Here is a 10,378-nt window from a genome sequence, read left to right on the forward strand (position 1 = left end):
GGCCAGGGGCTGGTCGGGGACGGCGGCGGGTTCGGCGAGGGCGGCGGTGCCCGTCAGGACCACCGCGAACAACAAAACCAAGATTCCGCTCATCCCGGCGAAAGCCGGGACCCAGTTCTTAAGTGAGGCAAGGTGCGTGGGATGTGGGTCCGGTTCTTGGCTTACACACGGCCGCGCCCACAGCACTGGGTCCCCGCTTTCGCGGGGATGAGCGGTAATGTTGAGGCTCATTGCGAGGCCCTCTTGCGGCCCGGCACCCAGATCCTGAGCCTCCGGTCCAGCAGGGACAGCAGGCCGCCCAGGGCCATGATCATGGGGCCGAGGAAGATCAGTCGGGCCCAGGGGTTCCAGTAGGCGCGGACCGTCCAGGCCTGGGCGGCCTCGGGGGTGGCGCGGCGCTCGCCCATGACGACATAGACGTCGTCCAGACCCCGGAAGTCGAGGCCGACCTCGGTGGTGGTCTGGCCGCCGGCGGGGAAGAAGCGGCGCTCGGCGGTGACGGTTTCCATCCGGCCGCGCGCCGAGGTGACGGTCAGCCTGCCCTGTTCGGCCAGATAGTTGGGGCCCTCGTGGATGCGGACGCTGTCCAGGCGGACGGAATAGGCACCGACCGTGATCTGGCCCCCGAGTGGCAGGGCGGCGGCGGTCTCGGCCTTGAAGCCGGTCTCGACCACGGCCCCCAGCACGAAGACGCCGAGGCCGGCGTGGGCCAGGGTCATGCCCCAGGCGCCGAGCGGCAGGCCCCGGATGCGGCGCAGGGTCTCGGTTCCGGGGACGCGGAACAGGCGGATACGCTCGACCACCTCGGCCAGGGCCCCCAGGATCAGCCAGGCCCCGACGGCGATCCCGGCAGCGACCATGGCCTTCTTCGGCGCGAAGGCGAGCCAGCCCAGGAAGCCGCAGCCGAGGGCCAGCGCTCCGGCCAGAGCCAGCCTCTGGCCCGCCCCGACCAGATCACCGCGCTTCCACGCCAGCAGGGGCCCGGCAGGCAGGATCAGGAAGGCGACCACCATCAGGGGGGTGAATGTCAGGGCGAAATAGGGTGGGCCGACCGAGATGGTGGTACCCGTCGCCGCCTCCATGATCAGCGGATACAGGGTGCCCAGCAGAACCGTCGCCGCCGCCGCCGTCAGGAACAGGTTGTTGAGGACCAGCGATCCCTCGCGGCTGACGGGGGCAAACACCCCGCCGCCCTTCAGGTTGGGCGCGCGCCAGGCGAACAGGGCAAACGCCGCGCCCGCCGTCAGGCCCAGGATGGCCAACAGCATCAGGCCGCGCTCGGGATCGACGGCGAAGGCGTGAACGCTCGTCAGGACGCCGGACCGGACCAGGAAGGCCCCCAGCATGGAGAAGGTGAAGGCCAGAAGCGCCAGAAACACCGTCCAGCCGGCCAAGGCTCCGCGCCGCTCGGTCACCACCGCCGAGTGCAGCAGTGCGGCACCGGCCAGCCAGGGCATGAAGGAGGCGTTCTCGACCGGATCCCAGAACCACCAGCCGCCCCAGCCGAGCTCGTAATAGGCCCAGAAGGACCCCAAGGTGATGCCGACTGTCAGGAAGGCCCAGGACGCCAGGGCCCAGGGCCGGACCCAGCGACCCCAGGCGGGCCAGAAGCTGGAGTTCGGACGGCCTTCGATCAGGGCGGCGACGGCGAGCGAGAAGGTCACCGAAAACCCGACATAGCCCAGGTAGAGCAGCGGCGGATGGATCGCCAGCGCCGGGTCCTGAAGCAGGGGGTTCAGCGACGCGCCCTGGAACGGGGCCGGGTTCAGCCGGGCGAACGGGTTGGAGGTGAACAGGGCGAAGGCCAGGAACAGGGCCCCCAAGGCCCCCTGCACCGCGACGGCGCAGGTCTTGAGCCCGAACGGCAATCCTCTGGCACGGGTGAGGGCCGCGCCGAAGCCGGTCAGGACCAGCGACCACAGCAGCAGCGACCCCTCATGGCTGCCCCATGCGCCGGCGACCTTATAGAGCATGGGCTTGTCGGTGTGGCTGTTGGCCGCGACATTGGCGACCGAGAAGTCCGAGCTGACGAAGGCCAGGATCAAGGTCCCGAACGCCAGGGCCACGGCGGCGGCGCAGGCCAAAGCGGCTCCGTTCGCCGCGCCGGCGAGGACGGCGTTCGAGCGGATGCGCGCGGCCGTGGCCATCGTCGTTTGCAAGACCGCCAGCGCCAGGGCCAGCGCCAGAATGAAGCCGCCAAATTCGACGATCATGTGGGGGTCTGGGCCGGCCGCCACTCGCCCTTGGCCTTGAGGCGGTCGGCGACTTCGCGCGGCATATAGGTCTCGTCGTGCTTGGCCAGGACCTGTCTGGCGACGAAGGTGCGGTCGGGGCGGAACGACCCTTGGGCCACGATGCCCTGGCCCTCGCGGAACAGGTCGGGCAGGTCACCCTGGAAGACGACGCGGGTGACGGCGGCGTTGTCGGTGATCGAGAAGGCGGTCTCGGCCCCATGGCGCTCGACGCTGCCGGCCTCGACCAGACCGCCCAGCCGGACGTCACGGCCGGGAGGGGCGGCCTGGGCCGTCGCCTCGGACGGAGAGAAGAAATAGGTCACGCTGTCGTTCATGGCCCACAGCGACAGGCCGACAGCCAGGGCCAGGATCGGGGCGGCGGCCGCGACGATCCACAGGCGACGGCGGGCCTTGGGTGATCGGGGAAGCCAGCTCATGACGCGGCCTGTGGCGGCGGCGTACGCTCTCCGGCCTCGAGCCGCGCGAGGCGGCGGACCAGGTCGGCGCGGCGCGGGTCTGCGGGGTCGAGGGCCGCGATAAGGGGGGTCCAGGTCACGCGCACGCCGGCGACGTCACCGCGCGCCATCGCGGCCTCGCCGAGGAAATACAGGGCTCCGAGCTGTCCCGGATCGCGACGCGCGGCCTCGCGGAAGGCGGCCTCGGCGTCGGCGCCGACGACGCCGTCCTGGGACCGGACCAGGCTTTCGCCCAGCCGGGCCCAGCTGCGCGCGTCGTTGGGGTCGACGGCCAGGACGCGGCGGAAGGCGGAGGCCGCGCCGATGGAGTCTCCGGCCTGGAAGCGGGCGGCGCCCAGCATGGACTGCAGCTGCATGTTTTCGGGTTCGGCGGCGGCGTCGCGGGCCAGGACGGCGGCGACCTGAACCGGTTCGAGCGGCGTGGTGCCCGTCGCCCATTCATCGACCCGCGCGCCATAGGGCTGGTCCGGAAGGCCCGGCGTGCCGGTCGGGATATAGAGGCCGGCCGCGAGGAGCGCCGTCAGGGCCAGCCCGGCCAGCAGGATGCGCTGCTCGACCCGGCTGCCGGTCGCTGTCGGGACGATCTCTTCGGGCGTCGCGATCAGACGGCGCGCGGCCTCGGCGCGGGCGGCGGCGAAGGCGTCCTCGCCCAGCAGGCCGCGTGCTTTGAGCCGGTCCAGCTCGCCCAGTTCGGCGGCGGCGAGGTCGGGCGCGCCCAGGGCACCGGCGTCCACGCCAAGGCGCGCGCCGGTCAGCACAAGCCAGGCCGCGAGCGCGGTCGCAAGGGCGGCCAGGATCCAGAAAGCGATCATCGCAGACCCTCTAGCGGGTCAGGCGGCTCGGGGCGAGTGGGCTTGGGGGCCATGGCCCGCCACCGCGACGCGGCGTCGCATGGTGCGGGCCTGATCCACGGCTTCGAGACGATCCAGGAAGTCCGCCGCCAGCTCGACCCGGCGGATCGCCAGGGCCTCGTCAGTGACGTCGCCGGCGTTGATCTCTTCCAGCGCCAGATCGGCGTAGTTGAAGGCCTGGGTCGTCAGATCCTTGACCAGACCGATACGCTGGGCCTCGCATCCAAAGACGCCAGCCGGAGCGCGCAGGATACGCACCAGGTCGAGGGCGTCCTGGGCGGCGGTCGTCGTCGCGGGGTCGAGGGGCACGTCCAGTTGCGGCATTTCGCGGGTCATCCGTCCGGCGGTCTGGACCCGGGTCATGGGCAGGGCCGGGGTCACCGCGCGCTGGACGCGCCCCAGAAGTGCGCCGACTGTCTTGGACACCCCCAGCCGGACCTGACGGATGCGCTTGCCCCAGGCGGTGTCGGGATGGATCTGGACCGTGGCATCGCTCTCGGTGAGGAAGGTCGCGATCCAGGCCAGGGCGTGATGCAGGGTCTCGACCGGCTGGCCCGCCTTCCAGGTGTCGACGCTGCGGCCGCGGTCTTCGGCCGCGTCGATCAGCCGGTCGACGAAGACGGCCAGTTCCGATCCGCTCAGGAAGCTGTCGCGGCCGGCGGCGCTGGACGAATGGGTGACCAGCCGCAGGATCATCGGCGCGTCGTCCAGATGGGCGAACAGGATGTCGAGCAGTTCCTGGGCCCCGTCGGGCGAGATGGCGGCGGCGTCGCGCAGCAGCAGGCGGAGCTCTGCGACCTGGTCCCCGTCCGGCCGACCGACCCAGGCCCCGAGCGAGGGCAGGGCGCGATGCACGAGGCCGCCTAGATCGCAGACCCGGGCCAGGGCGACGAGGCCGGCATCGCGGTCGGCAGGGGCGAGGCTTGCGGGCCAGACGGCCTCGGTCTGATCGCGGACGGCGGCGGCCCCGGCGGCGTACAGGCGCGTACAGACAGCGGCCACGCGATAGGCGTCACGCTCTCCGTATTCATCGGGGTCCAGATAGGCCAGGACGTCGGCCTGGTTGGCCGTGGCCGCCTTCCACAGGCGGGCGAGGACCGGTGCCGGAAAGGTGGTCGCGACAACGCCGTCCGGACGGGACCGGAACATGGGGGCTATGGCCGTCAGGGCGTGGGTGCGGCGGACCCGGTCGATCCCGGCCTGGGCCAGCATGGATTCCAGGGTGCGGGCCTTGTCGCCGGGCATGCCCGCGACGGCGAGGGCGAGTTGCCGCAAGGTCCGGTCGGGGACGTTTTCAATCAGCTGCGCCAGGGCGGCGCGATGAGCGACCGACAGATCGGACATGACGGCGGCCCCCACGACCGCAAAACAGAGACCGTCAGCCTAAAACGAGAAGGTTAACGGTTTCTCCCGCCTGTCCGGAGGGATCAGCCGTCGGCGGCCGGAAGCTCAAGGATGACTTTCAGCCCCCCTATGTCGCTGGCCGCCAGCGTCAGTCGTCCCCCATAGGCGCGGGTCAGGTCGTCAACGATGGACAGACCCAGGCCCGAGCCCGGTGCCTCCTCGTCCATCCGCTGACCGCGCTTCAGGGCCCCCTCGCGCTGATCCTCGGGCAGGCCGGGGCCATCATCCTCGACGACCACGATCATCTGGCCCAGGCCGCTGGCGCCGGCCGAGATGCGGACGCGGCGTTTCGACCATTTGCAGGCGTTCTCGATCAGGTTGCCGAGGATTTCCTGCAAATCCTGGCGTTCGCCCAGGAAGGCCAGTTCGTCGGGCGCGCGCCAGTCGATCTCGACGTCCTTGGACTGGAACACCCGCTCCAGCATGACGGCCATCTCGTCCAGCACCTCGGGCACGGGGGTGCGCTCACCCAGGCCGTGGGCGGCACGGGCGGCGGCGCGGGCACGACGCAGGTGGTGATCGACCTGGCCCTTCATGACCTCGGTCTGGCGGCGGACCAGGTTGGCCAGGGGCTCGTCGCGTCCGTCGGCCTCTGCCAGCATGACCGACAGAGGGGTCTTCAGGGCGTGGGCCAGGTTGCCGACGTGGGTGCGCTGGCGTTCAACGACTTCCTGATTATGGTCGAGCAGACGGTTCACCTGTTCGGCCAGGGGCGCGATCTCGATCGGATAGGACCGTTCGATCCGGGCGGCCTTGCCGTGGCGGACGTTGGCGATCTCGACGCGCAGGTCATAGAGGGGGTTCAGCCCGATCCGCACCTGAATGAAGACGGCCGCCATCAGGCCCAGCCCCAGCAGGGCCAGGGAAATCCAGGTCAGGGTGGCGAAGTCGCGGGTGTCGGCGTCGATCTCGGACCGGTCGATGGCGGCCAGGAAGATGATCGGCGTCTGGCGTCCCGGAAGAATTTTCATTGTGGCGGCGACGCGCAGGGGTTCGCCGATCGGGCCGACGTCATTGTAGGTCAGGGTCTGTCCGAAGCCTGCGTTCAGACGCTCCACCAGGTTCGACGGTGCCGGGATGTCGCTGTCCCAGATCGACAGGGAGCGTGCGAGGACGCGAAACCCGCCGTTTCCGTCTGGCTCCGCCACGGACCAGTATTTGCCCGACAGGGGTTGCTGGGTGCGTTCATCCAGAATCTGAGGGACGACCACCTTGGTCGGCGCAGCGGTGGTGCGCAGCGCCAAGGTGTCGATGGTCTGGTTGAGCACACCGCCGAGGCGCCGCAGTCCGGATTCCTGGAACTGGGACGTCAGGACAAGGCCGGTGATGACCAGGGCCGCCGCAATCCAGGCCGCAGCCAGCAGGACCAGGCGCCGTGTCAGGGACCGGCCGGCCCCCAACTGCCAGCGCCGCCAACCGCGCGACAGGGGAGTCGCCGATCCCGCCGCAGCCGGTGTCTCGACGCCCGTCGTTTCGTCCGCGGGGGTCTCGCTCACGGCCTGATTCATCAGTCGTTGCGGCTCACGCCTCGACCGCTTCGCCGGCAAGGGGGGTCAGCCGATAGCCTAGGCCGCGCACGGTCTCGATCCGGTCGGGTCCGACCTTCTTGCGCACCCGGCCGATGAAGACCTCGATGGTGTTGGAGTCGCGGTCGAAATCTTGATCGTACAGGTGTTCGACCAGCTCGGTGCGGCTGATCACCCGGCCCTGATGCATCATCATGTAATGCAGCAGCCGGTATTCGAGCGAGGTGAGCCGCAGGGGCTCGCCGTTGACGGTGGCGCGGGCCGCGCGCGGGTCCAGACGCAAACCGCCGCACGACAGGGTCGCCGAGGCGATCCCCGCCGAGCGCCGCAGCAGGGCCCGAAGGCGCGCCAGCAGTTCCTCGGTGTGGAAGGGCTTGGTCAGATAGTCGTCGGCCCCGGCGTCGAAGCCCGAGACCTTGTCGGACCAGGCCCCGCGCGCGGTCAGGATCAGCACGGGCGTGGCCTTGCCGTCGCGGCGCCAGCGTTCCAGCACAGAGACCCCGTCGATCTTGGGCAGGCCGAGGTCCAGGATGATGCAGTCATAGGGTTCGGTGTCGCCGAGGAAATGGGCTTCCTCGCCGTCGGCTGCGTGATCGACGGCATAGCCGGCGTCGGACAGGGCGGTCTTCAACTGACGCGACAGATCGACGTCGTCCTCGACGAGCAGGATGCGCATGGCCTTATCGTTCTCCGATGATGCGGCCCGAGCGGGCGTCCACGGTGATGTCGGCGATCCGGCCATTGGGATACTCCCAGCGCACCACCGCCGTATCGCCGGAGGGGCGAACCCCCAGCATCCGGCCCTCGCGGCCCGACTGGACGATGCGGACGACCTCGCCCAGCGACAGGCGGCGGCCGTTCTCGGCCTCCTCGCGGTCCTTGTCGCGGCGACCGCCGTCGATCTGGCCCGAGGCTACGCCGCCGAAGCCTGAGCGCGCGCCCTCGGCCGACGCCACGACCGGGGTCGCGGCGATCAACAGGGCCAGAAGAAGGGAGTGGGCGCGGATCATGGGCTGTTTATGGGCGAGCCGCTCTGAACGGCGTCTGAACGCCACCTTACGGGGGTTTGTCAGGATGTCGAACCGAACCCTGGGTGTCAGGGCAGATCGGACAGGAACTCGAAGATCGCGGCCTTGGCTTCGGGCTCGTCCAGCATGGGGGCGTGGCCGATGCCCGGGATCTCGGCCAGGATCATGGCGGGTGCGGCCTTCTTCATCTTGGCCGCGATCTCGGCGCTGAGCAGGTCGGAGGTCGCGCCGCGCACCACCAGCACCGGCCGCTTCTTCGCCAGTTTGCGAAACCAGGGCCACAGGTTGGGGACCAGGGCCCTGGCCCCCGCCGCCCGGATCGGCACGGCGATGTCGGGATCATAGTCGAGCACCGGCGAGCCCTCGGTGCCCTCGCGGAAGATGCGGCGCGCAAACGCCTCCCAGTCGGCGTCCTCATAGTGGGGGAATGCGACGGCGTTGATCGACCGGGCATAGTCGACGGCGGCGGCCCAGGTCGGGGTCTCCACCACCTGGCCGGAATAGGCGGCGATCCGGGCAAGCCCCTCGGGCGAGACCTCCGGGCCGATGTCATTCAGGATCGCGGCGGTCACGATGCGCGGCTTCATGCCCGCGATCGCCATGGTGATCAGCCCGCCCATGGAGGTGCCCAGGAAGACGGCCCGGTCGATGCCCGACTGGTCCATCAGGGCCAGGACGTCCTTCGCATAGACCTCGGGCGAATAGGTCATGGGGTCGGGGGCCCGGTCCGAACGGCCCCGCCCGCGCACATCGACGGCCAGAACGCGTCGGCCGCCCCGCGCGATCAGGGGCGCGATGGCGTCGAAGTCGGCGCTGTTTCGGGTCAGGCCGTGGATGGCGACGACCGGCAGATGGGCCGCGCCCGAGCCCGGGGCATAGTCGCGGGCGAACAGGCTGAGCCCGTCGTGCGACGTCCAGCGTCGCTCGGCATAGGGAACGGTCGATGTCGGCAAGACCAAACTCCTGATTTGTCGCGACTCTATTTCATCGCGTGACGAAATGCGAACCCGACGAAAGTTCAGGTTCCCAGCAGCTCGTCGACGAACTGGGACAGGTCGCCGCCGGGAAACAGGAAGCCCGGAATACCCGCCCGTCGCGCGGCCTCGATGTCGGAGTCCCGGTCGCCGATCAGGAAGGAGCGCGCCGGATCGATCGGGTGATCGTGCATGGCCTTCAGGATCATGCCGGGATTGGGCTTGCGGTCCGGATGGTCGGGGTGGATCCAGTCGGGGTCGGAGCCGTCGGAATGCCAGGGGCAGGCATAGACCGCCCCGATCCGCGCGCCCTGAACGGCCAGTTTGCGCACCAGCAGGTCGTTGAAGGCGTTCATCTGGTCCAGGGTGAACAGCCGGCGCGCCACGCCCGACTGGTTGGTCACGATCACCGCCATATAGCCCAGGCCGTTGAGCCGTCGCACCGCCTCGGCCGCGCCGGGGATCAGCGTCAGATGCTCTTCCAGATGCGGATAGTGGGTGTCCTCGTTGAGGACGCCGTCGCGGTCGAGGAAGACCGCCGGGACGAGCGCTTGTGTGGTCATGGCCGGGCAGGTCTAGGCCCGTGCGTTGCAAGTCGCAACGCGATGTGACCCCATCGGGTTTGGTGTCAGGAACCGTCATGCGATAGGGACGCGACACCAAAACGCCGGCCGCGTCCGAAGCGACCGCCGGAACGCTCACGGCCGGTCCTGCGGAACGGGCCCCAGAAGAAAGCGATCGCCATGCTGCCCTTCATCGATCTTCAGGCCCAGCGGCGTCGTCTCGGCGGCAGGATCGAGGCCGCGATGATGGCCGCCGTCGAGAGCGGCGCCTATGTCATGGGCCCGCCGGTGCGCGAGTTCGAGACCGCCCTGGCCGCGTTCGGGGGGGCGAAGCACGCCCTGGGCTGCGGCAACGGCACCGATGCCCTGGTCCTGCCGCTGAAGGCCTGGGGTGTGGGGCCCGGCGACGCGGTCTTCGTACCCAGCTTCACCTTCTGCGCCACCGCCGAGATCGTGCCCTGGACGGGGGCGACGCCGGTCTTCATCGATATCGACACCGGAACCTACAACATGGACCCCGGCCATCTGGAGGCCGCCATCGAGGCGACCCTGGCCGAGGGCAAGCTGAAGCCGAAGGTGGTCATCGCCGTCGACCTGTTCGGCCAGCCCGCGGACTATCCGGCCATCAAGGCGATCTGCGACAGGCACGGGCTGAAGCTGATCTCGGATTCGGCGCAGGGGTTCGGCTGCACCATCGACGGCGAGCATCCGCTGAAATGGGCCGACGCGACCACGACCAGCTTCTTTCCGGCCAAGCCGCTGGGTTGCTATGGCGACGGCGGGGCTGTGCTGACCAATGACGACGCCCTGGCCGAACTGATCGACAGTTTCCGGGTCCACGGCAAGGCGGTGTCGCAGGACCTCGTCGGCCGGACGTTCGAGCACGAGACCAAATATCTGAACATGCGGGTCGGGATGAACTCGCGCCTCGACACGGTCCAGGCCGCGGTCCTGATCGAGAAGCTGAAGGTCTTCGGCGAAGAGATCGAGTGGCGCACGGGGATCGCCGCACGCTACAACGAACTGCTGGCGCCGCACGTCTCGGCGGTTCCGCATCTGCCCGCCGGCAACGTCTCGAACTGGGCCCAGTACACGATCGAGCATCCGGACCGGGACGGTCTGGCGGTTCACCTGCGCGAACACGGCGTGCCGTCGGCGGTCTATTATCCGATCCCGCTGCATCTTCAGCCGGCCTATGACATGCACCCGCGCGGGCCGCAGGGCCTGCCGGTGACCGAGGCCAAGATGAAGGTGGTCATCAGCCTGCCGATGCACTCCGATCTGGACGAGGCGACCCAGGACCGGATCGTCGCCGCCGTCGC

Annotated in this window: 10 protein-coding genes; 1 reads left to right on the forward strand and 9 read right to left on the reverse strand. The window is 69.6% G+C overall.

Annotated features, from left to right (window positions below):
• Nucleotides 1-227: 227 nt before the first annotated feature.
• From JHC99_RS14235 to JHC99_RS14275, 9 genes are all read right to left on the reverse strand, one after another.
• A complete protein-coding gene (locus JHC99_RS14235) occupies nt 228-2,213 on the reverse strand; it encodes a heme lyase CcmF/NrfE family subunit (protein ID WP_292155059.1) in 1,986 nt (661 codons plus the stop codon).
• The gene (gene ccmE, locus JHC99_RS14240; RefSeq protein ID WP_292155061.1) at nt 2,210-2,671 is read right to left on the reverse strand and encodes a cytochrome c maturation protein CcmE; all 462 of its coding nucleotides are present in this window, start codon (nt 2,669-2,671) and stop codon (nt 2,210-2,212) included. Before ccmE ends, JHC99_RS14235 begins: the two co-directional genes overlap by 4 nt.
• Nucleotides 2,668-3,522: a c-type cytochrome biogenesis protein CcmI gene (gene ccmI / locus JHC99_RS14245; RefSeq protein WP_292155063.1), complete on the reverse strand. Its 855-nt coding sequence runs from the start codon at nt 3,520-3,522 to the stop codon at nt 2,668-2,670. The genes ccmE and ccmI overlap by 4 nt, the downstream gene beginning before the upstream one ends.
• An 18-nt stretch (nt 3,523-3,540) precedes the next feature.
• A complete protein-coding gene (locus JHC99_RS14250; RefSeq protein WP_292155064.1) occupies nt 3,541-4,905 on the reverse strand; it encodes a hypothetical protein in 1,365 nt (454 codons plus the stop codon).
• An 83-nt stretch (nt 4,906-4,988) separates the two neighbouring features.
• Nucleotides 4,989-6,461, reverse strand: a complete 1,473-nt coding sequence (locus tag JHC99_RS14255; protein WP_292155066.1) for a sensor histidine kinase — start codon at nt 6,459-6,461, stop codon at nt 4,989-4,991.
• Between the two features lie 25 nt (nt 6,462-6,486).
• Nucleotides 6,487-7,167 (reverse strand): response regulator transcription factor, encoded by a 681-nt coding sequence (locus JHC99_RS14260; protein WP_292155068.1) that lies wholly within the window; start codon nt 7,165-7,167, stop codon nt 6,487-6,489.
• Nucleotides 7,168-7,171: 4 nt separating this feature from the next.
• The gene (locus tag JHC99_RS14265; protein WP_292155069.1) at nt 7,172-7,501 is read right to left on the reverse strand and encodes a hypothetical protein; all 330 of its coding nucleotides are present in this window, start codon (nt 7,499-7,501) and stop codon (nt 7,172-7,174) included.
• An 86-nt stretch (nt 7,502-7,587) separates the two neighbouring features.
• Nucleotides 7,588-8,472: an alpha/beta hydrolase gene (locus JHC99_RS14270; protein ID WP_292155071.1), complete on the reverse strand. Its 885-nt coding sequence runs from the start codon at nt 8,470-8,472 to the stop codon at nt 7,588-7,590.
• A 65-nt stretch (nt 8,473-8,537) separates the two neighbouring features.
• Complete coding sequence (locus JHC99_RS14275; RefSeq protein WP_292155073.1) at nt 8,538-9,056, reverse strand: HAD family hydrolase; 519 nt, start codon at nt 9,054-9,056, stop codon at nt 8,538-8,540.
• A 180-nt stretch (nt 9,057-9,236) separates the two neighbouring features.
• Here JHC99_RS14275 and JHC99_RS14280 point away from each other — a divergent pair.
• On the forward strand, nt 9,237-10,378 hold a 1,142-nt coding region (locus JHC99_RS14280; RefSeq protein WP_292155075.1), incomplete at its 3' end, for a DegT/DnrJ/EryC1/StrS aminotransferase family protein.

This window comes from Brevundimonas sp. (assembly GCF_016463485.1).
GTDB lineage: Bacteria > Pseudomonadota > Alphaproteobacteria > Caulobacterales > Caulobacteraceae > Brevundimonas.

Excerpts from the sequence above, each read along its gene's own strand:
- JHC99_RS14235 (WP_292155059.1), bottom strand. The coding sequence starts at position 2,213 with ATGATCGTCGAATTTGGCGGCTTCATTCTGGCGCTGGCCCTGGCGCTG.
- JHC99_RS14260 (WP_292155068.1), bottom strand. The coding sequence starts at position 7,167 with ATGCGCATCCTGCTCGTCGAGGACGACGTCGATCTGTCGCGTCAGTTG.
- ccmI (WP_292155063.1), bottom strand. The coding sequence starts at position 3,522 with ATGATCGCTTTCTGGATCCTGGCCGCCCTTGCGACCGCGCTCGCGGCC.
- JHC99_RS14275 (WP_292155073.1), bottom strand. The coding sequence starts at position 9,056 with ATGACCACACAAGCGCTCGTCCCGGCGGTCTTCCTCGACCGCGACGGC.
- JHC99_RS14265 (WP_292155069.1), bottom strand. The coding sequence starts at position 7,501 with ATGATCCGCGCCCACTCCCTTCTTCTGGCCCTGTTGATCGCCGCGACC.
- JHC99_RS14250 (WP_292155064.1), bottom strand. The coding sequence starts at position 4,905 with ATGTCCGATCTGTCGGTCGCTCATCGCGCCGCCCTGGCGCAGCTGATT.
- ccmE (WP_292155061.1), bottom strand. The coding sequence starts at position 2,671 with ATGAGCTGGCTTCCCCGATCACCCAAGGCCCGCCGTCGCCTGTGGATC.